Below are 22,854 nucleotides of genomic sequence, written 5' to 3' on the forward strand. Positions count from 1 at the left end.
ACTTTATTTTAGGTATATCGAGCAATCGCTTATTTTCAAAAGACTTTTTATTCGAATACCGCTTCGCTAGTTAGCTCCAACACGAAGTATTGGATCGCAAGGATGCAGCGCATAAACCGGATCTTTGCTACTAAATAACCAGCGAAACGGCTCCCTTCCGAATAATCAGGCAGAACTACCTTGGCTGGTCCCTGCCTGCTCCGGCAACAGCTCGTCTTCAGGATCCGTATCGAAGTCTCGCCCCATCGCGATCCGCAACCATATCGGTATCAATAACAAGCCCACCGCCAGACACACCCAGCTGATGGTTGAGCTACCGCCCGGTGGAGGGAACAACAAGCGGCCCACACCAACCAGCAGCGAAAAAAGCGAAACCGCTGTCACGGCTACGGCAAACAGACGGCTGCCGAGCGCTTTGATTGATACCGCCGCGCCTATGCCGTTGAGCATCGCGGCGTGCCGCCAGAAGCCGAACGGTCGCACACGGCGGTAGAAGCGCTTTAGCGTGGCATCGTCGGTTGCTGGCGTGATGAAGGTAACCAGAATGGCTGCCGAGGTGGTAACCAGCGCCATTATGCCAAGGCGTATCCACTCGCCTTCCGGATCGGTCCCCAGATAGTAGAGCAGCAGAGGAGCGGTGATCAGCGAGGCGCCCATTGCGGTCAGCTCGGAATATAGATTGATACGCTCCCAGAGCCAGCGCAGTACCAGCACCGACCCCATGCCCGCGCCGAATAGAAGGGAAATGAACCAGGCCGTCTGGATCGAGCCCAGGTTGGCCATAATGATCATCGCAATCGCAAGAATCAGCACGTTTGACAACCGTGCCACGACCACCAGTTCCCGGTCCCTTGGCTTGCGTTTGAGTACATGCGGCGCAAACACGCCGCCATACACATCGTTGCTCCAGTAGGATGCGCCCCAGTTGAGATGTGTATCGACTGTCGAGGCCAAGGCTGCCAGCAGGCCAACCAGCATCAGCCCGCGCACACCCGGAGGCAACAGGTCCTCGATGCCCTGCACGAATAATGCTTCCCGTCCGGCGGTAAAACCATCGCCAGCCATCTCGGCAGGCGTGAACGGGTAAAGCACCAATAGCCCGACCGCAATCGCCATCCAGAACAAACTGCGCAGGAAAATTTGCAGCCAGGCAAACACCAGCCCGGCGATCCTGGCGTCGCGGTCAGTCGGGCAGGCCATGCTGCGTTGCGCAAGATAGCCGGTGCCGTCGGAGTTCATCTGGAAGAACCATTGCAAACCAACGATCACGAGAAAGGGCATCAGCGCTTCCCCAGCGTTCGCAGGAGGCGCGAACGAGAGCATTTTGCTGGCCTGATCGACACCGTAGAGTTCGACGATGCGATCGGTCAGTCCGCCCAGACCGCCGGCCGCATCGACGACGAACCAGGCATAGAGCAGCGTGCCGATCATGGCCAGACTGAACTGCACGACATCCGTCTGCACCACCGCCCGCAGCCCTCCGGTGATTGAATACATTGCGGTAAACGCAAGGATCAGCAGGATCGATATGAGGTTGTTGGCGCTCATCATCGCCGGCTCCAGCCCAGTGATACTCTCGCCGAGTTGGATTCCTGTGCTGGCGATGAACCCCACGATCGGTTCGTACAGACCGGCGGGCAGCCATAGATGCCAGGGCAGAAATACCTCGGCGATGCGAATAGCGGCTACCAGCACCATGGCGAGCACAACGCAATTGATCACTGTGCCGTAGTAGATGGCCTTGAGTAAACGCAACGGCGTGACGCCCTTGCCGCTATAGCGCACACGAGTCAGCTCGGCATCGGTCAACACTCCGGCGCGGCGCCAGCCCACCGCAAACACGAACGCCATCAGCAAAAATGCAAGACCATAGATCCACAGTCGCCAGAGCGCGAAGATGCCTGCCGTCGCAACCAGACCGGTCACCAAAAGTGGCGTATCAGCGGCGAACTGGGTCGCGCCCATGGAAAAACCAGCCTTCCAGCCCTTTATGGTCCTGCCCGCAAGAAAATACTCATCGAGACTCTGAGAGGCCTTGCCGCGTGCGCGCAGACCGGAACCCAGACCGTATAGGATGAAAGCCACCACTATCAGTAGATCCAACATATTGTTTTGTCCTTTGTTGGAAGGGCTGTTCTAGCTGAGAACCTGCGCAACGGCCAAAGATTGCAGCGTTCGGATGAACGGGCGAAAGCACCCCATCGCCGCCTACGAACGCAGCTGCGGCCAGATCAGTTACCATGCGCGGCGCGCCGTCAGGTATCGCTCATGCCCGAATTCCATCTGCGTCAGCTACCGGTCGAATGCCGGCCTCTTCTCAACAAGTTCTACCGAGCCCACCGCAGCCATATGCGGGTGCCGGCCGGAGCATGTTGCTGGGTCGCGGAAAATACCGAAATCGCTGCGGGACTCTGCGTGGCCCGTATCGCCGAGGGCCGCTGGCTAACCGGATTGCTGGTCGCGCCGAATCAGCGCAACCAAGGTCTGGCAACGCGTTTGGTGGGGCGGGCACTAGCCGCTGGCGAAGGAGCTGTCTGGCTGTTCTGTGAGCCGAAGCTGATCCTTTTTTACCAACGGCTGGGCTTCAGCGAACCTGCCACGCTGCCGGAGTCGTTAGCGGCCCGCCTGCAGCGCTACAACCGAAACAAGACGCTCGTGGCGCTATGGCACGAGAACAAGAGAGCCGTATGTCCCCTACCGTTCTGAGAATCGCCACAGCCTGTCTGCTCGACGGAGCCGGCAGGCTGTTGGTCGTGCGCAAACGCGGCACGAGCCTATTCATGTTGCCCGGCGGCAAGCTTGAAGTCGGAGAGACGCCACGGCAGGCGCTCAGCCGCGAGCTTCATGAGGAGATTGGTCTAAGGATTGAGAGTTCGCAGCTGCAACTGCTCGGGCATTTCAAGTCGCGTGCGGCCAATGAGCCGGATCATTGGGTCGAAGCGGATGTCTTCATGGGTCGCCTGGCAGGCGAGGTGAAAGCTCAAGCGGAAATCGAGGCGCTTGCCTGGCTGGAACTGAATACGCAACAGCAGGATCATCTGGCCCCATTGCTGCATGAACAGGTGCTCCCTGCGTTACTTCGGCGGCTAGCCGCCGAAGGTTGAAACGCTATCAGAGCCGGTCGGGCTACGGGGAAATGGGGTCACTTGCCGGGAAAGTCTCTTCGAGCGCCTCGTCCAGGTGATCCTCATCAGCCTCGTCTGGACGGCGTTTGATCTGATCTTCCTGATCCTGCCCCGGTTGGATAGGTGCATTCGGGTCGTTACCGTTCATGATGAACTCCTCTGAGTTGTGTCACGAACGTTAGGCCATCCAGCAGAGCAGTCGTTCGGCAAGCAGCTCGACGATTACTCAAATTGCAGGCAAAAAAAGGGGCGGGGCTTAAGCCCCGCCCGCCTCCTTCCCTACTTCCTTTTATTTCCTGCTCATCGTCCTGATGAACCACATCCAGTGGCTGTTCCCGACCGACTTCCATGCCGGCTGTGCTTGTCCTTAAGCACAGGTGCGATATTAAGGCTTTGGGCGACCACAGCAAGCCGGGAAAATGCATGATGGCGCTCTGGGTCTTTATGTTTCTATTTTATAAATTCCTTCATTAACAAATGGTTATGGAAGACAACCTCTCGAAAAGGCGATCGTCTTGGGCAGTTGTTCAAGCTTTGCTTACAGCGCATGTAAGCAAATGCTTACATGCATTCGAGCTTCGAAGGAAAAATGAGAGAGCAAGAGTTAACCCTATCGATGGCCCGCCCAAGCGCCGCAATCAGAAGGCGGCACAGCAGAGCCTGAGCCTGAGCCTGAGCCTGAGCCTCAGGAAAAGCTGATCGAGAAAAAGGGAGTGGCGCCCCTTCCTTGCAGTAAAGGGCGCCGGGCATCAGCGAAACAGGGATTCGCTCGACAGGCCGTTACGCTCGAGTATCTCGCGCAGGCGCTTGAGCGCCTCGACCTGAATCTGCCGCACCCGCTCACGGGTTAGCCCGATCTCCTGACCGACCTCCTCCAGGGTGCAGCTTTCATGGCCACGTAGACCGAAGCGCCGGATGACTACTTCGCGCTGCTTCTCGGTCAGATCGGATAACCACTGATCAATGCTCTCCGACAGGTCATCGTCGAGCAAGAGATCGCAGGGATCGCTCGGCCGGTCATCGGTGAGGGTATCGAGCAAAGTCTTGTCGGTATCTGGCCCCAGGGACACATCCACCGAGGTCACACGCTCGTTCAACCCCAGCATCCGTTTGACCTCGGCCACCGGCTTCTCAAGCAGATTGGCGATTTCCTCGGGGCTGGGCTCGTGGTCGAGCTTCTGAGTCAATTCACGCGCCGCACGGAGGTAGACGTTCAGCTCTTTGACCACGTGTATCGGCAGGCGGATCGTGCGGGTCTGATTCATGATCGCCCGCTCGATGGTCTGCCGAATCCACCAGGTCGCGTAGGTGGAAAAACGGAAACCGCGCTCGGGGTCGAATTTTTCCACAGCCCGTATCAGCCCGAGATTGCCCTCCTCGACCAGATCCAGCAAAGACAGCCCACGGTTGACGTAGCGTCGGGCAATCTTAACCACCAGCCGCAGGTTACTTTCGATCATGCGCTTGCGCCCCGCCGGATCGCCCTTTTGCGCCAGACGTGCGTAGTGCACTTCTTGCTCAGGTGTCAGGAGGGGAGAAAATCCGATTTCGTTGAGGTACAGCTGAGTGGCGTCCAGCGCCCGGGTGTAATCAATGAACTTGTGTTGCTTGGCGGTTGCGGTCTTGGATCGGGTGCCCGTTGAACCGGCGCGGGATATATCGCTGACTGGATCAGCGGCCGCGGATGGTTCCATGAGTAGAACGGCATCGTCTACGTCAAACTCCGGCACTTCTTTTTTGAGAGCCATTATTGTTTTCCTGTTCTGAGTTCGACAACAGGCTCGGGCGGCACGCACTCCCTGGTAACGCTCAAGCCCCTCCTAGTGCCGGAACAGGTAGTGGCAAATCAACGCTTTGGCAGGTATTGCATAGGATCAACAGGCTTGCCTTGGCGGCGAATCTCGAAATGCAGCTTCACCCGGTCGGTTCCAGTCGATCCCATCTCGGCAATGGTCTGCCCAGCTTTGACTTGTTGACCCTCCTGAACCAGCAGCCTGCGGTTGTGGCCGTAGGCACTTACATAGGTATCGCTGTGCTTGATGATCACAAGTTCGCCGTAACCCCGTAAACCACTGCCGGCGTACACAACAGCCCCATCAGAAGCAGCTAAAACAGGCTGTCCTAATTCCCCGGCGATATCAATGCCTTTATTCAAACTGCCGTTTGAGGAAAACCGACCGATGACCGTTCCCCCTGCAGGCCAGGCCCAGCCGCTCGCGGAACGCGTCACCGGCTTGACCGGAGTCTTCGCTGCCGGGGCCTTGGAGGCCGCTACGCCGGGCTTGGTCAGCGGTGGCGGAGTGGGTACCGGCGTCGCAACGACCGGTGGCGTAGTCGTGGCTGGTGGAGCGGGGGGTGGCGTCGGACGAGCGGTGACTGCCCTCGGTACCTGCCGGGTGAAGCGAATCGTCTGGCCGGGGTAGATCACATGCGGCGGTGGGATGTTGTTGACGCGCGCCAGGTCTCGCCAATCCCAACCAAAGCGAAAGGCGATCGACCACAGGGAGTCACCGCGTCGAACGATGTACTGCCCGCTGGTAACCCGGTCGCGGCTGTTGCGATCGACCACATGCACGCCGCCGGATGGCGGGCTGGCACAGCCGGCGAGCAAAGCGCCCGCGAGCATTGCGGCAAGCGCGCAACGGACGGACGAGATAAATATCCATCGTATGCTGGCTGTGAGCTTCACTGCTCGCTCCCTTTCGACAAGGCTGTTCAGACTGTTTCCGCCAACGGCTGTCGCCGGCCGGCGAACCATTCGAGTCCGAGCACCAGGAAGATGCCGGCAATCGCCAGCACGATGGCCAGCGCCAGTTGGGGGTCTTGTCCTGTCAGATCGCCATAGGCACCGGGCAGCAGGTTTTGCTCGATCAGAGGTACCCGTTCGCCATGGGAATCGATTCGCCAGGTCAGAGTTTCCTTCCACGGCCATACCTTGTTCAGCGAGCCCAGCATCAGTCCGGTCAGGAAGGCCAGCGTCAGGTCACGCCAGCGACGCAACACCCAGCTCAGCAGCCGGGCGAAACTCAGCAGGCCGACCAGACAACCCGCCGCAAAGGTCAGCATGATCCCTAGATCCAAGGCCTTAACGGCCCCGAGGACGACCGGGTATAAACCAAGCAGCACCAGAATAAAGCTGCCGGATATACCTGGCAGAATCATTGCGCAAATCGCGATGGCTCCGGCAAAGAACAGGCTGATGCCGCTCGCGCTCCACTGCACGGGCGCGGCGACGGTGATCCAATAAGCAAAACCGATACCTAGACAAAGACAGGCCAGGCGAGACAGGTTGCGTCGCTGGATCTCCTTGCCGATCAGGTGCACGGAAACCAGGATCAAACCGAAGAAGAAAGACCAGACCGGAATAGGATGCTGTTCCAGCAGATAGGTGATCAGCTTGGCCAGGCTGAGCACGCTGGTGAGGATGCCAGCAAACAGAACCAGCAGAAAATTTGCGTTGGCGATGCGCCACGCCTCGGCCACACGGCCGCGTAGCAACGGACCTATCGCGCTCGGCACAGCGCCGATGGAGCGCAACAGTTCATCATAGATACCGGTAATAAAGGCCACCGTTCCGCCCGACACGCCAGGAACCACATCCGCTGCGCCCATGGCCATGCCCTTGGCGTACAACATCAACGCGTTTTTCATGCTTCCTTCCGCTGAGATCAAACTACAGGTCCATTGAGCAGCGGCACGAAGCGTACGGTATCCAGCAGATGGCGGGAAAAACCATCTTCCTCACGAACGATCAGCATCAGCTGCTGGACTTCGCCAACCCCCACCGGAATAACCAGCCGCCCGCCGGGTGCCAGTTGATCGAGCAGGGCCTGTGGCACGTCAGCTGCCGCCGCGGTAACGATGATGCCGTTGTAGGGAGCCAATGCAGGCCACCCTTCCCAGCCATCACCCCAGCGAAAGACCACATTACGCAACCTGAGTTCGACCAGACGCTCTTTTGCCCGGTCCTGCAGCGCCTGGATGCGCTCGACTGAAAACACCCGCTCGACCAGTTGCGCCAGCACGGCGGTCTGATAACCGGAACCTGTGCCGATCTCCAGCACCTTGTCCAGCGGTCCATCGGCCAGCAATAACTCGCTCATGCGAGCAACCATGAATGGCTGCGAAATGGTCTGGTTGTGGCCGATGGGCAATGCGGTGTCTTCATAGGCGCGATGCGACAGTGCCTCGTCGACGAAGAGATGGCGCGGCGTTCGCCTGATGACTTCGAGCACCCGAGGATCCGACAGGCCCTCCTCGTACAGCCGCTGGATCAGGCGGTCACGAGTGCGCTGCGAAGTCATGCCGGTGCCATGGCGCAGCAGGTCATCTTGTCCGCGATGGTTCAAAGCACGCCCTCCAGCCAGTTATCGAGCCCCTTGAACGCCTCATGGAAGGTCCGATCGAGCTGCAATGGAGTGATCGACACGTAGCCCTGCATCACCGCATGGAAATCGGTCCCCGGCCCACCGTCCTCGACGTCACCGGCGACCGAAATCCAATAGCCTTCTTTGCCCCGCGGGTTCGCCTGCTTGACTGGCGGCTTGGCCCGGCTGCGATGCCCGAGCCGGGTCAGTTGAATGCCGCGGATGTGATCCAACGGCAGGTTGGGTACGTTGACACTGAGCACGGTGCGAGGCGGCAAGTCGAGCGTCTCTTGGTGCTCAATCAGCTTGCGCGCCACATAGGCGGCCGTCGGCAGATTGTCGGGCAGCCGGGAGACCAACGAGAAGGCAAAGGCGGGCTTGCCGGTGAAGCGCCCCTCGATGGCCGCCGCCACGGTACCGGAATACAGCACGTCGTCCCCCAGGTTGGCGCCCATATTGATGCCGGAAACCACCATGTCGGGCGCCTCGTCGAGCAGCCCGTTGATTCCCAGGTGAACGCAATCGGTAGGCGTACCGTTCACACCGATGAAACCATTCGGCATGGTCGTAGGATGAAGCGGGCGATCCAGCGTCAGCGAACTACTAGCGCCGCTCATATCCTGGATAGGGGCAACTACCTTGCACTCGGCGTAATCCGCCAGCGCGTCATAAAGCGCGGCGAGCCCAGGTGCATACACCCCGTCGTCGTTGGCGATCAAAATACGCATCAGATGTCCGTCTGCCCTGCCAGGCTGACCAGCTCGCGCACCACAGCAGTGGCGAAGCATCCGGTCGGCAGGACGAATTCAAGTTGCAGAATGTCAGGCTCGGGATAATGCCACGACAAGCCGCCGATGGGGAGGCGAAGAATGCGCCGTTCATGCTTCATGCCGGCTTCTGCGAGCCATTTGGCGATTGACGGTTCCGCTTCGGCGATAGCCGTCTCCGCCGCCCGTATTACGCCGGCTGCGGGTGAGTCCCCAGCGCCCCATAGCGGGCCGGTCGGGTGCAGATCGAGCACCGCCAGCCGTGGATCGTTGCACTCGGCTTCGCCGGCCGGAAAAAAACTGCGGCTATCGGTGAATGCCAGCAGATCGCCGACCTGCGCCTGATCCCAGCTACCCGCAGCAACCCGCTCGGCCAGGAGCCGGTTGAACAGATAGCTGCGCCCCGCCGAGAGCAAACGCGAGCGCAGATTGCGTTGAACCGGCAGTTCCTGGCGCGCGGCATATTCACGTGCGCCATGGACATTGCCGCCCTCGAAGCCAAACCGTTGCAGGCCGAAATAGTTGGGCACGCCGTGGGTCCTGATTCGTTCGAGGCGAGCATCCAGCGCTGTTCGATCCGCCCGTAGCTCGGTCAGGCGCAGGGTGAAACCGTTGGCCGAATGGGCACCGCGCTGCAGCTTGCGCTGATGGCGACCCGCACTGAGGATCTTCAGCGTTTCGTCTTCGGCCCTGTCCAGCTGCGGATCGGCCTTGCCAGGCAGATGCAGACTGAACCACTGGCGGGTCAGCGCCTGACGATCCTTCAAGCCGGCATAGCTGATATTCCGTGCCGGCACGCCGGCCGCTCGGGCGATCCTGCGGGCCGCCTCCTCGGTATTGAGGTTGCGCTTTTCTACCCAGAGCCAGAGGTGCTCACCGGTGCCGGACAAGGGAATATTCAATACCTCGTCGACCTGGAAATCCTCGGCGACCGCCTTGAGAACTGCAGTGCCACAGGGTCCGCCATGGGCCCTGGGGCCAAGCAACTGATCTTCCGTCATGCCTTGACCAGCAGCGCGACGGCATGCACGGCGATGCCTTCTTCACGCCCGGCGAAGCCAAGCTTCTCGGTAGTAGTGGCTTTGACGTTGACCTGATCCAGATCGACTTGCAGGTCTTCAGCGATATGCCCGCGCATCGTTTCGATGTGGGGAGCCATTTTCGGCGCCTGCGCGACGATCGTGGCATCAACATTACCGACCTTCCAGCCCTTGCCCTGCACCTGCTTGAGCACGTGCCGCAGCAGCGCCCGGCTGTCGGCGCCCTTGAATTGCGGGTCGGTATCCGGGAAGTGCTTGCCGATGTCTCCCAGCGCCGCGGCGCCGAGCAGCGCATCGCTCAAGGCATGCAGCACCACGTCGCCGTCCGAATGAGCCAGCAGACCGAACCTGTGAGGAATCCGCACCCCGCCGAGGGTAACGAACTCGCCCTCGCCGAAGCGGTGCACGTCATAGCCGTGGCCGATACGCATAGTCTGAATACCCTGAAAAAGATCAGCTCGGGATTCTACAGGACGCGGCGGCAGGTTGAAGCCAGATGGCAGCCAACATGCTTTTCGAAGGATCGATACCGGTAATGGGCACCATCAACCGATTCGATCATGCATCGGAAAATCCCGATATATAGTTCGCCCCATCGCGATATGCCGAAACAGACGAACCATGCCCGACGAACTCGACGACATCATCAAGGCACTTGCCCATCCCCTGCGCCGGGAAATCCTGCAGTGGCTGAAAGAGCCGCAGCGCTATTTTCCCGAGCAGCACCATTCGTTGGAAAACGGCGTTTGTGCCGGACAGATCGACCAACGCGCCGGGCTGTCGCAATCGACCGTCTCGGCGCACCTGGCGACCTTGCAAAGGGCTGGGCTGATCACCAATCGCAAGGTCGGTCAGTGGCATTTCTTCAAGCGCAACGAGCCGGTCATCGCCACCTTTCTGGCTCGTCTCGCCGAGCAACTTTGAGCGTCTTACCGCCCCGTACTGAAACAGGAGCAGCATCGCTATGCCCACACTTTTCGACCCGATCAAGATCGGCGAATTCGAACTGGCCAACCGCATCATCATGGCCCCCCTGACGCGCTGCCGCGCCGAGCCAGGCCGCGTGCCCGGTGACCTGATCGCCGAGTACTACGCCCAGCGCGCCGATGCCGGCCTGATCATCAGCGAAGCCACCTCGGTCACGCCGATGGGTGTCGGCTATCCGGACACGCCAGGCATCTGGTCTTCCGAGCAAGTCCAAGGCTGGAAGAAGGTTACCGACGCGGTACATGCCAAAGGCGGCAAGATAGTTCTGCAACTCTGGCATGTCGGCCGGATTTCCGATCCGATCTACCTCGACGGCCAGCTTCCAGTCGCACCGAGCGCCATCAAACCAGCCGGACACGTCAGCCTGGTTCGCCCGATGAAGAGCTACGAAACGCCGCGCGCGCTGGAGACCGACGAAATCGCGGGCATCGTCGAGGCCTATCGCAAAGGCGCCGAAAATGCGCGTGAAGCCGGTTTCGACGGCCTCGAGATTCATGGTGCCAATGGCTACCTGCTCGACCAGTTCCTGCAGGACAGCACTAACCAGCGAACCGACCAGTACGGTGGCTCCCTGGAGAACCGAGCGCGTCTACTGCTGGAAGTAACCGATGCCGCGATCAGCATCTGGGGCGCCGGCCGTGTTGGGGTGCATCTGGCACCGCGAGCCGATTCCCATGACATGGGCGATTCAAACCGCGCTGAGACCTTTGGCTATGTCGCCCGTGAACTGGGCAAGCGTGGGATCGCCTTTATCTGCACGCGCGAGAAGGCCGGCGAAGACAGCCTCGGTCCGCAACTGAAGCAGATTTTCGGCGGCGTCTACATCGCCAATGAACGCTTTACCAAGGACCAGGCGGACACCTGGCTGGCGGAAGGCAAGGCCGATGCCGTGGCCTTCGGCATCCCCTACATCGCCAACCCGGATCTGGTCCAGCGCCTACGCCAGGACGCGCCGCTCAACGACCCTCGCCCTGAGCTGTTCTACGCGAAAGGGGCCGAAGGCTACACCGATTATCCATCGCTCTAGCTCCTTGCGATGGAAAGGCCCGACCGGAAGCTCCGGTCGGGCCTTTTTTTGGTTCAACCGTCTCGGATCAGCACCGACAGATGCACTGTCATGTGCGTAATCTTCGAAGAACCACCCTTAACCCGCTCTTGCAGGCGCCAGCTTGCTGGCCCCTATAAACAGGCCACCGCTCTCAGACTTTCAACGCCTGCGCATGGTGTCGCAGATGGTCATCGATAAAGCTGCTGATGAAGTAGTAGCTGTGGTCGTAACCAGGCTGAATGCGCAGCGTCAGCGGGTGCTCTGCGGCCTTGGCGGCCGCCTCGAGCGCTTCAGGCTTAAGCTGATTGGCCATGAAGTCGTCGCGATCGCCCTGATCTACCAGGATCGGCAGTTTCTCTTCCGCTTTGGCGAGCAGCGAACAGGCGTCCCACTCCCGCCAGCGTGAACGATCACCGCCGAGGTAACCGGAGAAGGCCTTTTCACCCCAGGGGCAGTCGGCCGGGTTGGTGATCGGCGCGAACGCCGAAAGCGACTGGTAACGCCCGGGGTTTCTCAACGCGCAAACCAGAGCCCCATGCCCACCCATGGAGTGCCCACTGATGCCTCGCTTGTCCGATACCGGAAAGTTCGCCTCGATCAGCGCCGGCAACTCATCCACTACATAGTCGTGCATGCGGTAATGCTGGGCCCAGGGCTCTTGCGTGGCGTTGAGGTAGAACCCTGCACCGAGGCCGAAATCATAGGCTGCATTGGGGTCGTCGGGTACGTCTGGGCCACGCGGACTGGTATCGGGCGCGACGATGATCAAGCCAAGCTCGGCGGCCAATCGATGGGCGCCGGCTTTCTGCATGAAGTTCTCGTCGGTACAGGTCAGGCCGGACAGCCAGTACAGCACCGGCAGTTTCTCGCCCTGCTCGGCCTGGGGCGGCAGATACACCGCGAAGACCATGTCGCAGCTCAAACTGGTCGAGCGATGTCGATAGCGCTTATGCCAACCGCCGAAGCTCTTTTGGCAGGAAATATTCTCGAGACTCATAGGCCCTCCGGGCAGCGCCAAGCAGCAAGCCACAAGCGGCAAGCAACGCCTGGCCACTTGAAGCTTGGAACGTGTCGCTTGCGGCTATCAGAAATGGATGACGGTCCGAATGCTCTTGCCTTCATGCATCAGGTCAAAGGCCTGATTAATCTCATCCAGCCCCATGTTGTGCGTGATGAAGGTGTCCAGCGGAATCTCACCGGCTTGCGCCTTTTCTACATAGCTCGGCAATTCGGTACGACCCTTGACGCCACCGAAGGCACTGCCACGCCAGACCCGGCCGGTCACCAGCTGGAACGGGCGCGTGCTGATTTCCTGACCGGCGCCGGCGACGCCAATGATCACCGACTCGCCCCAACCCTTGTGCGCACACTCCAGGGCAGCCCGCATCAGCTGGACGTTGCCAACGCACTCGAAGGAATAATCCACACCACCATCGGTCATCTCGACGATAACTTCCTGGATCGGCTTGTCATGGTCCTTCGGGTTGACGAAGTCGGTGGCTCCCAGCTCTTCGGCGATGGCGAACTTGGACGGGTTGATGTCGATGGCGATGATCCGGCTCGCCTTGGCCATCTTCGCGCCGATGATCGCCGCCAGACCGATGCCGCCGAGGCCGAATATCGCCACGGTCGCACCTTCTTCTACCTTCGCAGTGTTAAGCACCGCACCGATGCCGGTGGTCACGCCGCAACCCAGCAGACAGACCTTGTCCAACGGCGCTTCCTTGGGAATCTTCGCCACGGAGACTTCTGGCAGTACGGTGTATTCGGAAAAGGTCGAGGTGCCCATGTAGTGGTATATCGGCTCGCCTTTGTAGGAGAACCGTGTGGTGCCATCCGGCATCAGGCCTTTGCCCTGGGTGGCGCGCACCGAGCTGCAGAGGTTGGTCTTACCGGATTTGCAGAATTTGCACTGACGGCACTCGGCGGTGTACAGGGGGATCACGTGATCGCCAACGGCCAACGAGGTCACCCCCTCGCCCACGGCCTCGACGATACCGCCGCCCTCATGACCGAGAATACAGGGAAATACTCCTTCGGAGTCTTCACCGGAAAGCGTGTAAGCGTCGGTATGGCAGACGCCTGTGGCGACGATGCGGACCAATACCTCGCCGGCCTTAGGCGGCTCGACATCCACTTCTACGACCTGCAAGGGCTGGTTTGGGGCGAAGGCAACTGCGGCGCGGGATTTGATAGTCATCAGCTTTACTCGTGACGTTGAAGTGCCACGCAGTGTAGTTTGCTTGGCTAATAGGTTTAATGAGCCTTCTGTGGAAACATTGTTGCTGCATAGGGATAATCCAGTGCTTCGCCATGGGGCGAATCGTGCTTTTCATGAGGAGGCGGATCGTGAGTCGCTGGGAAGGCCTGGACGAGTTTGTCGCCGTAGCCGAGTGCGGAAACTTCATGCGCGCCGCCGAGCAGCTGCGGGTGTCTTCCTCGCACGTCAGCCGGCAAGTGGCGCGGCTCGAAGAGCGGCTACAGGCCCGCCTGCTCTACCGCACTACGCGACGTGTCTCGCTGACCGAGGCCGGTCATACCTTTCTGGCGCGCTGCCAGCGCCTCGTCGAAGAGCGGGACGAAGCCTTTCACGCAATCAGCGATTTGCACGCTGCGCCAACCGGCCTGCTGCGCATGACTGCAGCAGTCGCCTATGGCGAGCGTTTCATCGTACCGCTGGTGAACGAGTTCATGGCGCAGCACCCGCAGCTGCGAGTCGAGATAGATCTCTCCAACCGCACCCTGGATCTGGTTCAGGAGGGCTACGATCTGGCGATACGTCTGGGCCGACTCAGCGAGTCACGCCTGGTCGCGACGCGCATCGCTCCACGAGCCATGTATCTTTGCGCGGCGCCGGCTTACCTCGAGCGCTACGGGCGACCGCATACGCTGTCGGAACTGGCGCGGCATAACTGCCTGGTGGGCACGGGTGACACCTGGATGCTTCAGGTAGATGGGCGCGAGCAGCCATTCAAACCCTCCGGCAACTGGCGCTGTAACAGCGGCCAGGCGGTGCTCGACGCCGCGCTTCGTGGTTTCGGCCTCTGCCAGCTGCCGGATTACTACGTGCAGGAGCCGCTGCGTCGAGGTGAGCTGGTTTCGCTACTGGAAGCCAACCAACCACCGAATACGGCAGTCTGGGCCGTCTATCCGCAACGCCGCTATCCGCTACCGAAAGTCCGTCTTCTGATCCAGGCGCTTAAGGAAGGGCTTGCTAAACGATCCGAGTATCACAGGCAATGCGATTGAATTGCAGCTGCGCCGCGCGTCCGACTGCCGAACTCAGGTGGAACCCGCGTATGAAGGCCACGTCGATATTCCTGTAGCCGGTGCCCTTTGCCATTTGCCTGGAGCTACCCGGCGATTCAATCAGGAGGACATCATGCAGATTCTGGTGAACAGCAATCACAGCGTCAACGTGACCAGCAACCTCGAGGAGCACGTAAAGGCAACGGTGGAGAGTGAGCTGGAACGTTTCGATGATCAGCTGACCCGGGTCGAAGTTCATCTCAACGACGAGAACAGCGGAAAAAGCGGCCCTCAGGATAAGCGCTGTCAGATGGAAGCCAGGGTCAAAGGCCACGAACCGATCTCAACGACCCATAAGGCGGACTCCCTGACGCTCGCCATCGACGGCGCCGCCGAGAAGCTCAGCCATGCTTTGGCGCATGCGCTGGATAAACTCAACCATCACTGACAGCGACCCGCTAACGACCTGCCGAACCAGGCCGTCCATACCACGAGGGACCGAATCAACCGATTACAGTGAGGCCGTGCATGAACAGATTGCTCGATCGTGAAACCATGTCCCAACTGCTGGCAAAACGCGAAGCCCCTTGCCTGTCGCTTTACCAGCCGACCCATCGCAGCTTTCCCGAACGCCAGCAAGACCCTATCCGCTTCAAGCATCTGGTGCGGGAACTGGAGGATTCACTTAAGCAGCAAGGCCGTGCCGATCAGGCCAAGACGCTTCTCAAGCCGTTTTACGCATTGATCGATGACGTCGATTTCTGGAACTTTAACCGTGACGGGCTTGCCGTATTTGGCGCCGCCGATTATTTCGAAGTGTTCCGCCTGCAGCGCAGCGTGCCGGAACTGGCAGTCGCCAACGATCGAATGCATCTCAAGCCGTTGCTGCGTATCGCCCAGTCCGCCGACCGCTACCAGATCCTCGCGATTACCCTGGATTCGGTACGCCTGTTCGAGGGCAACCGTGACGGCATCGACGAAGTGCAGCTCGCCGATGGCGTTCCGAAGACCGTTGAAGAAGCGCTTGGCCGCGAGCTGACGGAAAAGGGCCAGACCGGTTTCCCTCAGGGCTTCAGTCGAGCCAGCGAGCGGGGCGACCCGATGCAGATGGAAAGCGGCGGCGCCGGCCGGCAGGATGAAATCGACAGGGATCGCGAGCGATTCTTCCGAGAGGTGGACCGCGCCATTCTCGAGCACCATAGCCGCAAGTCCCGGCTGCCCTTGATTCTTGCAGCGCTTCCAGAACACCAGTTCCATTTCCGCAAACTCAGCCACAACGAGTTCCTGTTGCCGGAGGGCATCGAGAACGATGCATCGCTACTCAGTCACGATGAGCTACGAGAAAAGAGCTGGCTGGTCATGCAGCCGCGCTATATCAAGCGCCTCGAAGGCTTCATCAACCAATACGGAGAATCGCGTGGCCAGGGCCTCGCCACCGACCAGCTGGAGCAGATCGGCCAGGCGACGATCGAAGGACGCGTAGCGACGCTGCTGGTGGAAGCCGAACGGCAAATTCCAGGTGTAGCGAATAAGCAGCAGGGCAAAGCGATGGCGGTCGATGACGGTTCGGCGACGACGCCCGATCTGCTCGATGAATTGACTATCTGGACCCTAGAGCAAGGCGGCGAGGTAATCTCGGTGCCCACCGAACGCATGCCAACCCAGAGCGGCGCCGCTGCGATCTATCGCTACTAGTCAATCAGCAACGACCTGGCGGGAGCAACGCACCGGATCTCCCGCCTTGATCTGGCCACGCAACACAGCGCCTGCCGTCAGGACCGCCGGCGCTGCTCCAGCCATTGCAAGTCTTCCGGGCGAGTCACTTTCAGGTTATCCGCACGCCCCTCGATCAGCCTTGGATTATGCCCCGCCCACTCCATTGCCGACGCTTCATCGGTAATGGCCGCGCCCGCCGCGAGCGCGTCAGCAAGCGCATCGCGCAAGGCTCCGAGACGAAACATCTGCGGAGTGAATGCCTGCCAGATCACACTGCGATCGATGGTTTCCTGAACGCGACCCTCGGGATCAGCTCGCTTGAGCGTGTCCCGAGCAGGCACCGCGAGCAGACCACCGACCTGATCGTCCATCAATTCGACCAACAGTCGGTCTAGGTCTGCACGAGAAAGATTGGGCCGCGCCGCATCGTGCACCAACACCCAATCGTCTTTTCGCGCGCCCAGTTCTGATAGCCGGATCAGCCCAGCGAGCACCGAATCGGCGCGCTCGGCACCGCCATCGGCACGCCGAACACGCGGGTCGTTGGCGCAACCTAGTTCAGGCCAGTAGGGATCTCCAGCGGCCAAACTCACCACCAGCCCCTGCAGCCCCGAGTGATCGAGAAAGCAGTCGAGGGTATGTTCGATAATGGTTTTGCCGGCTAGAAGCAGGTACTGCTTGGGTCGATCGGCCTGCATGCGGCTGCCGATACCAGCAGCCGGAATGACGACCCAGAATGAAGGGAGCATAGCCACGCTCACTCGGTGAGCTGGTAGAGAGTCTCGCCCTCTTTGACCATACCGAGCTCATGACGAGCACGTTCCTCGACGGTCTCCATGCCCTGTTTGAGCTCCATGACTTCGGCTTCGAGAATCCGGTTGCGCTCGAGAAGGCGCTGGTTCTCGCCCCTTTGCTCAGCAATCTGTTTGTTCAACCCACTGACCTGAGCGAGACTTCCCTCGCCCACCCACAGGCGATACTGCAGGCCACCCAGCAGCAGGATCAGAACGACGAACAACCAGTGAGGACTGCGCATGGAAGGCATGAAGCGAATTCGGTTGGTTTCTATTGAAGGCGTATACGCGGCGGTCAACAACATGCTTCGGTTGTTCCTGCTGGCTGATTCGCCGGATGTCTGTGGCGACCTTAACAGCGCCGACGCTTATCCACAAAAAAGGGCGACTACCGCCGCCCCTTTCTAGCATGCCTGGTATCAGCCGCGAAACTCGGCACGGCCGTTGTAGGCTGCTTTCCCGCCGAGCTGCTCTTCGATGCGCAGCAGCTGGTTGTACTTGGAGACGCGATCCGAGCGGCACAGCGAGCCAGTCTTGATCTGGCCTGCGGCGGTACCGACCGCCAGGTCGGCGATGGTGTTGTCTTCGGTTTCGCCGGAACGGTGCGAAATCACCGCCGTGTAGCCAGCCGCCTTGGCCATCTGGATGGCTTCCAGAGTTTCGGTCAGCGAACCGATCTGATTGAACTTGATCAGGATCGAGTTACCGATGCCCTTTTCGATACCTTCTTTGAGAATCTTGGTGTTGGTCACGAACAGGTCATCGCCAACCAGCTGAACCTTGCTGCCGATCTTGTCGGTCAGGACCTTCCAACCGTCCCAGTCGGACTCGTCCATGCCGTCTTCGATGGAAATGATCGGGTAGCGCTCGGACAACCCGGCCAGGTAATCGGCAAAACCGGCGGCATCGAACACTTTGCCTTCGCCGGCCAGATCGTACTTGCCGTTCTCGAAGAATTCGCTGGAGGCGCAATCGAGTGCCAGGGTGACGTCGTCGCCGAGCTTGTAGCCAGCATTGGCTACGGCTTCAGCAATGGCCGCCAAGGCGTCTTCGTTGGATGCCAGGTTCGGTGCGAAACCACCTTCGTCACCCACCGAGGTGCTCAGGCCACGCGCCTTAAGCACAGCCTTGAGGTGATGAAAGATCTCGGCGCCCATGCGCAGGGCATCGGCGAACGTCTTGGCGCCGACCGGCTGCACCATGAACTCCTGGATGTCGACGTTGTTGTCGGCGTGCTCGCCGCCATTGATGATATTCATCATCGGTACTGGCATGGAGTACTGACCGGGCGTGCCGTTGAGGTTGGCGATGTGTGCGTACAGCGGCAGATCCTGATCCTGTGCGGCGGCTTTGGCAGCCGCAAGGGACACGGCGAGAATCGCATTGGCACCGAGCGACGCCTTGTTTTCGGTGCCATCCAACTCGATCATGGCGCGGTCCAGCGCCTTCTGATCCAGCGGGTCTTTGCCCAGCAGCAAATCACGGATCGGGCCGTTGATGTTGCTGACAGCTTTCAGCACACCCTTGCCCATGTAACGGCTCTTGTCGCCATCGCGCAGTTCCAGCGCCTCGCGGGAACCGGTGGAAGCACCGGACGGCGCGCAGGCGCTGCCGATGATGCCGTTATCCAGGATAACGTCCGCTTCCACGGTGGGGTTGCCACGGGAATCCAGAACCTCACGCCCTTTGATGTCGACGATCTTTGCCATTTTTATTAACACTCCGTAGATAGCTTCAAGGCTTCAAGCAGTTTCGATTGGCGAAAAATTCTTGATCAGATCATCCAGCTGCTTGAGCTGGGTGAGGAAAGGTTCGAGCTTGTCCAGACGCAAGGCGCAAGGGCCATCGCACTTGGCGTTGTCCGGATCAGGGTGTGCTTCGAGGAACAGCCCCGCTAGTCCCTGACTGAGGCCGGCCTTGGCCAAGTCTGTGACCTGAGCGCGGCGACCGCCAGCCGAATCGGCACGACCACCAGGCATCTGCAGCGCATGAGTAACGTCGAAGATCACCGGGTATTGCATGCGCTTCATGATGTCGAAGCCGAGCATGTCGACAACCAGATTGTTGTAACCGAAGGATGAACCGCGCTCGCAAAGAATCAGCTGATCGTTGCCGGCTTCTTCGCACTTGGCGAGGATATGCTTCATTTCCTGCGGTGCGAGGAACTGGGCTTTCTTGATGTTGATCACCGCACCGGTCTTGGCCATGGCCACCACCAGATCGGTCTGGCGCGACAGGAAAGCCGGCAGCTGAATGATGTCGCAGACTTCGGCGACCGGCTGCGCCTGATAGGGTTCGTGCACGTCCGTGATCACCGGCACGCCAAAGGTCTTCTTCACCTCTTCGAAGATACGCATGCCCTCTTCCAGGCCTGGGCCGCGGAAGGAGTTGATCGAGGAGCGATTGGCCTTGTCGAAGCTGGCCTTGAAGATGTACGGAATCCCCAGCTTCTCGGTGACCTTCACGTAGGTTTCGCAGATCTGCAGCGCGAGGTCGCGGGACTCCAGCACATTCATGCCACCAAAGAGCACGAACGGCTTGTCATTGGCGATCTCGATATTGCCGACGCGGATGGTCTTCTGGCTCATGCCTTGCTCGCCTTGTGGTCCAACGCCGCCTTGACGAAACCGCTGAACAGCGGATGCCCGTCGCGCGGTGTGGAGGTGAATTCGGGATGGAACTGACAAGCCACGAACCACGGATGATCCGGCGCCTCGACTACTTCAACCAATGCGCCATCGCCAGAGCGACCCGTAATCTTCAGGCCGGCGGCCTGCAGCTGTGGCAGCAGGGTATTATTCACCTCGTAACGATGACGGTGGCGCTCGACGATGCGCTCCTTGCCGTAGCAAGCGAATACGTTGGAGCCCGCCTCGAGCCCACACTCCTGCGCGCCAAGACGCATGGTGCCGCCTAGATCGGAGGTATCGGTACGGGTTTCAACGGTGCCGGCGGCATCCGCCCACTCGGTGATCAGACCGACGACCGGATGCGTGCTGTCCTTGTCGAACTCGGTGGAGTTGGCATCCGTCCAGCCGAGCACATCACGTGCGAACTCAATCACCGCAACCTGCATGCCGAGGCAGATACCCAGGTAAGGGATCTTGTGTTCGCGGGCGTACTTGACGGTTGCGATCTTGCCTTCCACGCCGCGCAGTCCGAAACCACCTGGAACCAGGATCGCGTCCATGCCTTCCAACAGACCGGTGCCCTGATTTTCGATGTCTTCGGAGTCGATATAGCGAAGGTTCACTTTGGTACGGCTCTGGATGCCAGCGTGGCTCATTGCCTCGATGAGAGATTTATAAGCATCCAGAAGTTCCATGTACTTGCCGACCATGGCGATATTGACTTCTTTCTCAGGATTCAGCTTGGCATCGACCACCCGATCCCACTCGGAAAGATCGGCACCGCCACACTCCAGTCCGAATCGCTCGACAACATAATCGTCCAGCCCTTGCGCATGCAGAATGCCGGGGATCTTGTAGATGGTATCGGCATCCGGCAGGCTGATCACTGCCCGCTCTTCGACGTTGGTGAACAGCGCGATCTTGCGCCGCGAGGAAACATCGATCGACCGGTCGGAGCGGCATACCAGCACATCGGGCTGCAGGCCGATGGAGCGCAGCTCCTTCACCGAATGCTGGGTCGGCTTGGTCTTGGTCTCGCCGGCGGTGGCGATGTAGGGCACCAGTGTCAGATGCATCAGCATGGCGCGCTTGGCGCCCACTTCCACCCGCAGCTGGCGAATCGCCTCGAGGAAGGGTTGCGATTCGATATCGCCAACGGTACCGCCCACTTCGACCAGCGCCACGTCGGCATCGCCGGCGCCCTTGATGATCCGGCGCTTGATCTCATCGGTAATGTGCGGAATGACCTGAATGGTCGCACCCAGGTAATCGCCACGTCGCTCGCGACGCAGCACGTCCTCGTAGACGCGACCGGTGGTGAAATTGTTGTTCTGGGTCATACGTGTGCGGATGAACCGCTCGTAATGACCCAAGTCGAGATCGGTTTCGGCGCCGTCATGGGTGACGAACACCTCACCGTGCTGGAACGGACTCATAGTGCCCGGATCGACGTTGATATAAGGGTCCAGCTTGAGCATCGTGACCTTCAGGCCCCGCGCCTCCAGGATGGCCGCCAATGAAGCCGAGGCGATGCCTTTCCCCAATGAAGAAACAACACCACCCGTGACGAAGATGTAGCGCGTCATGAAAAACCCTAGAAGTCTGCGTTAAGCGGCCAGCGCCGCCGGGGAAAAGCGAAGGTGCCATCGCGCCTAAGGCGGCAATAGCGTAACTGCCACGGTTTTCGAAGAAAGCCGCAGAAGCTGTATTGGGACGGGAGCGTAGTCTACTTGAAAGACCCCTCCAGCTCAAACCTGGCGTCGGCCGGCGGCGTCCAGATCAGTGACAATGCCTGGACATTCAGCTGAGGTAGATTGGCCACGGCAATGAGTTCGCCATCACGGTAGAGCAACGGCAGGCGTGAGCGGACGAAGCCCGGGACTCTCGCCTCGTTGAGCAATCGTTTGAGATCGCGCTTCCCGCGCCCAGGCAGTTTCAGCAACTCTCCACCCCGGCGATAACGCACTTGCAGCGGACCCTCACCGGCAGAGCCCGTCAGGCGCAGGCTGCCATTTCCCGGCAGCTGCAGGTCGCTATCCGGCCGCAGCCAGTCGACCATTGCTTCGGGGGCCACCAGCCAGGGCCCGGACAGCCACCAGATGAGCTCATCGGCCCGATGCAGCTCGCCAGCAGCCAACCGCCAGACCGGCGCGGCATCAGTGGCAGCGTCACGCAACACTTCCCAGCCGGCCCAATGATCGCTATCGGGAAGCATCGTCCAATCTGCCAGCCAATGCCGCAAAGCATTGCGTTGGCGGGCGGGACTGAGCGCCTTCAATGAAGGCAGGGAAAGGCTCGGCAGGGCTAGCCAGGGATGACGACCTCCCGACTGTGCTTGCCGAAGATCCATCTCGGCCAGCTCGCTCAGCAAGTGCTGCGCCTCCCCAAGGTGCGCAGCCGCGCGTGCCATGTTGCCCGAGGCTCTCGGCCAGCGGTGCTGCAGTACCGGCATGACCCGATGCCGAAGGTAGTTTCGCGCGTGATCGGTGCACTGATTGCTCGGATCGTCTATCCAGACCAGCCCCTGCTCGTGGGCATAGGCATCCAATTCTTCGCGCCCGGCATCCAGCAGAGGTCGAACCAGCCAGCCTCCGCCCAGCGCTCGCGCTTCAGGCATGCCGGTAAGCCCGCGCACGCCTGCGCCGCGCAGCAGACGAAAGAGCAAGGTTTCAGCCTGATCGTCTCGATGCTGGGCAGTGAGCAGCACCTCAGCGGCGCTCAGCTGCTCGATGAATGCGGCATAACGAGCCTCTCGGGCCGCGCGCTCGAGGCTAGATCCAGGTTCGACTTGAGCGCGCACGACTTGCAGCTCGATGCCCAGCCCTTCGCAGACAGACCGACAATGTGCTGGCCAGCTGTCAGCAACAGACTGCAGCCCGTGATGAACATGGATCGCACTTATCGGTGGGAGTGGCTCGCAAGCCGATAGCCGCGCCAACAGATGCAGTAGCACCGTCGAGTCGAGCCCCCCGGAAAATGCCACGCGCCAGCGCGGCGCGGTACGCCAGGGTTGCAACGCGTCAAGCAGGCGAGACTCGAGGGACATCGGTCAGCAGCTCCGAAAATACGAACATCAGCATAAACCGGAACGACAGGCGCAAGCAGATCGATCCCAGCACCCACCTGAAGAC

Annotated in this window: 24 protein-coding genes and 1 pseudogene; 8 read left to right on the top strand and 17 right to left on the bottom strand. The window is 60.1% G+C overall.

Annotated features, from left to right (window positions below; translation table 11 throughout):
- Positions 1 to 165: 165 nt before the first annotated feature.
- Entirely contained in the window at positions 166 to 2,106 is a 1,941-nt protein-coding gene (locus DQ405_RS03980) for a sodium:solute symporter family protein (RefSeq protein WP_168423049.1), read from the bottom strand.
- A gap of 162 nt (positions 2,107 to 2,268) precedes the next feature.
- Here DQ405_RS03980 and DQ405_RS27400 point away from each other — a divergent pair, with 162 nt between their 5' ends.
- Positions 2,269 to 2,706 (top strand): GNAT family N-acetyltransferase, encoded by a 438-nt coding sequence (locus tag DQ405_RS27400; protein ID WP_168423050.1) that lies wholly within the window; start codon positions 2,269 to 2,271, stop codon positions 2,704 to 2,706.
- Positions 2,688 to 3,104 carry an NUDIX hydrolase gene (locus tag DQ405_RS27405; RefSeq protein WP_168423051.1) on the top strand — a complete coding sequence of 139 codons (417 nt, stop codon included), beginning with the start codon at positions 2,688 to 2,690 and terminating at the stop codon, positions 3,102 to 3,104. Before DQ405_RS27400 ends, DQ405_RS27405 begins: the two co-directional genes overlap by 19 nt.
- Before the next feature lie 22 nt (positions 3,105 to 3,126).
- Here DQ405_RS27405 and DQ405_RS03995 read toward each other — a convergent pair whose 3' ends face one another.
- The 8 genes from DQ405_RS03995 to ispF form a co-directional block, all read right to left on the bottom strand.
- Positions 3,127 to 3,273 carry a hypothetical protein gene (locus DQ405_RS03995; RefSeq protein WP_168422980.1) on the bottom strand — a complete coding sequence of 49 codons (147 nt, stop codon included), beginning with the start codon at positions 3,271 to 3,273 and terminating at the stop codon, positions 3,127 to 3,129.
- A gap of 601 nt (positions 3,274 to 3,874) precedes the next feature.
- The gene (gene rpoS / locus DQ405_RS04000; RefSeq protein WP_168423052.1) at positions 3,875 to 4,873 is read right to left on the bottom strand and encodes an RNA polymerase sigma factor RpoS; all 999 of its coding nucleotides are present in this window, start codon (positions 4,871 to 4,873) and stop codon (positions 3,875 to 3,877) included.
- A 98-nt stretch (positions 4,874 to 4,971) separates the two neighbouring features.
- The gene (locus DQ405_RS04005) at positions 4,972 to 5,814 is read right to left on the bottom strand and encodes a peptidoglycan DD-metalloendopeptidase family protein (RefSeq protein ID WP_446730860.1); all 843 of its coding nucleotides are present in this window, start codon (positions 5,812 to 5,814) and stop codon (positions 4,972 to 4,974) included.
- A gap of 26 nt (positions 5,815 to 5,840) precedes the next feature.
- Complete coding sequence (locus tag DQ405_RS04010; protein ID WP_168423053.1) at positions 5,841 to 6,776, bottom strand: DUF368 domain-containing protein; 936 nt, start codon at positions 6,774 to 6,776, stop codon at positions 5,841 to 5,843.
- 17 nt (positions 6,777 to 6,793) lie between these two features.
- Positions 6,794 to 7,429: a protein-L-isoaspartate(D-aspartate) O-methyltransferase gene (locus DQ405_RS04015; protein ID WP_168423201.1), complete on the bottom strand. Its 636-nt coding sequence runs from the start codon at positions 7,427 to 7,429 to the stop codon at positions 6,794 to 6,796.
- Between the two features lie 41 nt (positions 7,430 to 7,470).
- Positions 7,471 to 8,220 (bottom strand): 5'/3'-nucleotidase SurE, encoded by a 750-nt coding sequence (surE, locus tag DQ405_RS04020; protein WP_168423054.1) that lies wholly within the window; start codon positions 8,218 to 8,220, stop codon positions 7,471 to 7,473.
- Positions 8,220 to 9,260: a tRNA pseudouridine(13) synthase TruD gene (gene truD, locus DQ405_RS04025; protein ID WP_168423055.1), complete on the bottom strand. Its 1,041-nt coding sequence runs from the start codon at positions 9,258 to 9,260 to the stop codon at positions 8,220 to 8,222. The genes surE and truD overlap by 1 nt, the downstream gene beginning before the upstream one ends.
- Positions 9,257 to 9,730, bottom strand: coding sequence for a 2-C-methyl-D-erythritol 2,4-cyclodiphosphate synthase (gene ispF, locus DQ405_RS04030; protein WP_168423056.1), 474 nt, complete (start codon positions 9,728 to 9,730; stop codon positions 9,257 to 9,259). The genes truD and ispF overlap by 4 nt, the downstream gene beginning before the upstream one ends.
- A gap of 190 nt (positions 9,731 to 9,920) precedes the next feature.
- Here ispF and DQ405_RS04035 point away from each other — a divergent pair, with 190 nt between their 5' ends.
- A complete protein-coding gene (locus tag DQ405_RS04035) occupies positions 9,921 to 10,223 on the top strand; it encodes an ArsR/SmtB family transcription factor (protein ID WP_168423057.1) in 303 nt (100 codons plus the stop codon).
- Positions 10,224 to 10,263: 40 nt separating this feature from the next.
- Entirely contained in the window at positions 10,264 to 11,313 is a 1,050-nt protein-coding gene (locus tag DQ405_RS04040; RefSeq protein ID WP_168423058.1) for an alkene reductase, read from the top strand.
- A gap of 172 nt (positions 11,314 to 11,485) precedes the next feature.
- Here DQ405_RS04040 and fghA read toward each other — a convergent pair whose 3' ends face one another.
- Positions 11,486 to 12,331 carry an S-formylglutathione hydrolase gene (gene fghA, locus DQ405_RS04045; RefSeq protein ID WP_168423059.1) on the bottom strand — a complete coding sequence of 282 codons (846 nt, stop codon included), beginning with the start codon at positions 12,329 to 12,331 and terminating at the stop codon, positions 11,486 to 11,488.
- Positions 12,332 to 12,418: 87 nt separating this feature from the next.
- Complete coding sequence (locus DQ405_RS04050; protein WP_168423060.1) at positions 12,419 to 13,534, bottom strand: S-(hydroxymethyl)glutathione dehydrogenase/class III alcohol dehydrogenase; 1,116 nt, start codon at positions 13,532 to 13,534, stop codon at positions 12,419 to 12,421.
- A 149-nt stretch (positions 13,535 to 13,683) separates the two neighbouring features.
- Between DQ405_RS04050 and DQ405_RS04055 the strand changes: the two genes are divergently transcribed.
- The 3 genes and pseudogenes from DQ405_RS04055 to DQ405_RS04065 all read left to right on the top strand — a co-directional run bounded on the left by DQ405_RS04055 (position 13,684) and on the right by DQ405_RS04065 (position 16,278).
- Positions 13,684 to 14,583: a LysR substrate-binding domain-containing protein gene (locus DQ405_RS04055; protein WP_168423061.1), complete on the top strand. Its 900-nt coding sequence runs from the start codon at positions 13,684 to 13,686 to the stop codon at positions 14,581 to 14,583.
- Between the two features lie 133 nt (positions 14,584 to 14,716).
- Positions 14,717 to 15,019, top strand: a pseudogene (gene hpf, locus DQ405_RS04060) (ribosome hibernation-promoting factor, HPF/YfiA family); the annotation flags it as partial.
- Between the two features lie 92 nt (positions 15,020 to 15,111).
- Positions 15,112 to 16,278: a baeRF3 domain-containing protein gene (locus tag DQ405_RS04065; RefSeq protein WP_168423063.1), complete on the top strand. Its 1,167-nt coding sequence runs from the start codon at positions 15,112 to 15,114 to the stop codon at positions 16,276 to 16,278.
- Between the two features lie 77 nt (positions 16,279 to 16,355).
- On the opposite strand, the gene ispD is transcribed toward DQ405_RS04065, so the two are convergent.
- Together ispD and ftsB are read right to left on the bottom strand one after the other, a co-directional pair.
- Positions 16,356 to 17,048, bottom strand: coding sequence for a 2-C-methyl-D-erythritol 4-phosphate cytidylyltransferase (gene ispD / locus DQ405_RS04070; protein WP_168423064.1), 693 nt, complete (start codon positions 17,046 to 17,048; stop codon positions 16,356 to 16,358).
- Between the two features lie 8 nt (positions 17,049 to 17,056).
- The gene (gene ftsB, locus DQ405_RS04075) at positions 17,057 to 17,335 is read right to left on the bottom strand and encodes a cell division protein FtsB (RefSeq protein WP_168423202.1); all 279 of its coding nucleotides are present in this window, start codon (positions 17,333 to 17,335) and stop codon (positions 17,057 to 17,059) included.
- Between ftsB and DQ405_RS04080 the strand changes: the two genes are divergently transcribed.
- Complete coding sequence (locus DQ405_RS04080; protein WP_168423065.1) at positions 17,334 to 17,501, top strand: hypothetical protein; 168 nt, start codon at positions 17,334 to 17,336, stop codon at positions 17,499 to 17,501. The genes ftsB and DQ405_RS04080 overlap by 2 nt on opposite strands.
- An 11-nt stretch (positions 17,502 to 17,512) precedes the next feature.
- Here the strand turns inward: DQ405_RS04080 and eno are convergent, their stop codons facing one another.
- From eno to tilS, 4 genes are all read right to left on the bottom strand, one after another.
- On the bottom strand, positions 17,513 to 18,802 hold the full coding sequence (gene eno / locus DQ405_RS04085; protein WP_168423066.1) for a phosphopyruvate hydratase: 1,290 nt from the start codon (positions 18,800 to 18,802) through the stop codon (positions 17,513 to 17,515).
- 33 nt (positions 18,803 to 18,835) lie between these two features.
- Positions 18,836 to 19,681: a 3-deoxy-8-phosphooctulonate synthase gene (gene kdsA / locus DQ405_RS04090; RefSeq protein ID WP_045161301.1), complete on the bottom strand. Its 846-nt coding sequence runs from the start codon at positions 19,679 to 19,681 to the stop codon at positions 18,836 to 18,838.
- A complete protein-coding gene (locus tag DQ405_RS04095) occupies positions 19,678 to 21,309 on the bottom strand; it encodes a CTP synthase (RefSeq protein WP_168423067.1) in 1,632 nt (543 codons plus the stop codon). The genes kdsA and DQ405_RS04095 overlap by 4 nt, the downstream gene beginning before the upstream one ends.
- A 140-nt stretch (positions 21,310 to 21,449) precedes the next feature.
- A complete protein-coding gene (tilS, locus tag DQ405_RS04100) occupies positions 21,450 to 22,769 on the bottom strand; it encodes a tRNA lysidine(34) synthetase TilS (RefSeq protein ID WP_168423068.1) in 1,320 nt (439 codons plus the stop codon).
- Positions 22,770 to 22,854 lie beyond the last annotated feature (85 nt).

This window comes from Pseudomonas sp. SST3, from assembly GCF_003325755.1.

Coding starts and splice junctions, on each gene's coding strand:
- DQ405_RS03980 (WP_168423049.1), bottom strand. CDS start 2,106: ATGTTGGATCTACTGATAGTGGTGGCTTTCATCCTATACGGTCTGGGT.
- DQ405_RS27400 (WP_168423050.1), top strand. CDS start 2,269: ATGCCCGAATTCCATCTGCGTCAGCTACCGGTCGAATGCCGGCCTCTT.
- DQ405_RS27405 (WP_168423051.1), top strand. CDS start 2,688: ATGTCCCCTACCGTTCTGAGAATCGCCACAGCCTGTCTGCTCGACGGA.
- DQ405_RS03995 (WP_168422980.1), bottom strand. CDS start 3,273: ATGAACGGTAACGACCCGAATGCACCTATCCAACCGGGGCAGGATCAG.
- rpoS (WP_168423052.1), bottom strand. CDS start 4,873: ATGGCTCTCAAAAAAGAAGTGCCGGAGTTTGACGTAGACGATGCCGTT.
- DQ405_RS04010 (WP_168423053.1), bottom strand. CDS start 6,776: ATGAAAAACGCGTTGATGTTGTACGCCAAGGGCATGGCCATGGGCGCA.
- DQ405_RS04015 (WP_168423201.1), bottom strand. CDS start 7,429: ATGACTTCGCAGCGCACTCGTGACCGCCTGATCCAGCGGCTGTACGAG.
- surE (WP_168423054.1), bottom strand. CDS start 8,220: ATGCGTATTTTGATCGCCAACGACGACGGGGTGTATGCACCTGGGCTC.
- truD (WP_168423055.1), bottom strand. CDS start 9,260: ATGACGGAAGATCAGTTGCTTGGCCCCAGGGCCCATGGCGGACCCTGT.
- ispF (WP_168423056.1), bottom strand. CDS start 9,730: ATGCGTATCGGCCACGGCTATGACGTGCACCGCTTCGGCGAGGGCGAG.
- DQ405_RS04035 (WP_168423057.1), top strand. CDS start 9,921: ATGCCCGACGAACTCGACGACATCATCAAGGCACTTGCCCATCCCCTG.
- DQ405_RS04040 (WP_168423058.1), top strand. CDS start 10,264: ATGCCCACACTTTTCGACCCGATCAAGATCGGCGAATTCGAACTGGCC.
- fghA (WP_168423059.1), bottom strand. CDS start 12,331: ATGAGTCTCGAGAATATTTCCTGCCAAAAGAGCTTCGGCGGTTGGCAT.
- DQ405_RS04050 (WP_168423060.1), bottom strand. CDS start 13,534: ATGACTATCAAATCCCGCGCCGCAGTTGCCTTCGCCCCAAACCAGCCC.
- DQ405_RS04065 (WP_168423063.1), top strand. CDS start 15,112: ATGAACAGATTGCTCGATCGTGAAACCATGTCCCAACTGCTGGCAAAA.
- ispD (WP_168423064.1), bottom strand. CDS start 17,048: ATGCTCCCTTCATTCTGGGTCGTCATTCCGGCTGCTGGTATCGGCAGC.
- DQ405_RS04080 (WP_168423065.1), top strand. CDS start 17,334: ATGGAAGGCATGAAGCGAATTCGGTTGGTTTCTATTGAAGGCGTATAC.
- ftsB (WP_168423202.1), bottom strand. CDS start 17,335: ATGCGCAGTCCTCACTGGTTGTTCGTCGTTCTGATCCTGCTGCTGGGT.
- eno (WP_168423066.1), bottom strand. CDS start 18,802: ATGGCAAAGATCGTCGACATCAAAGGGCGTGAGGTTCTGGATTCCCGT.
- kdsA (WP_045161301.1), bottom strand. CDS start 19,681: ATGAGCCAGAAGACCATCCGCGTCGGCAATATCGAGATCGCCAATGAC.
- DQ405_RS04095 (WP_168423067.1), bottom strand. CDS start 21,309: ATGACGCGCTACATCTTCGTCACGGGTGGTGTTGTTTCTTCATTGGGG.
- tilS (WP_168423068.1), bottom strand. CDS start 22,769: ATGTCCCTCGAGTCTCGCCTGCTTGACGCGTTGCAACCCTGGCGTACC.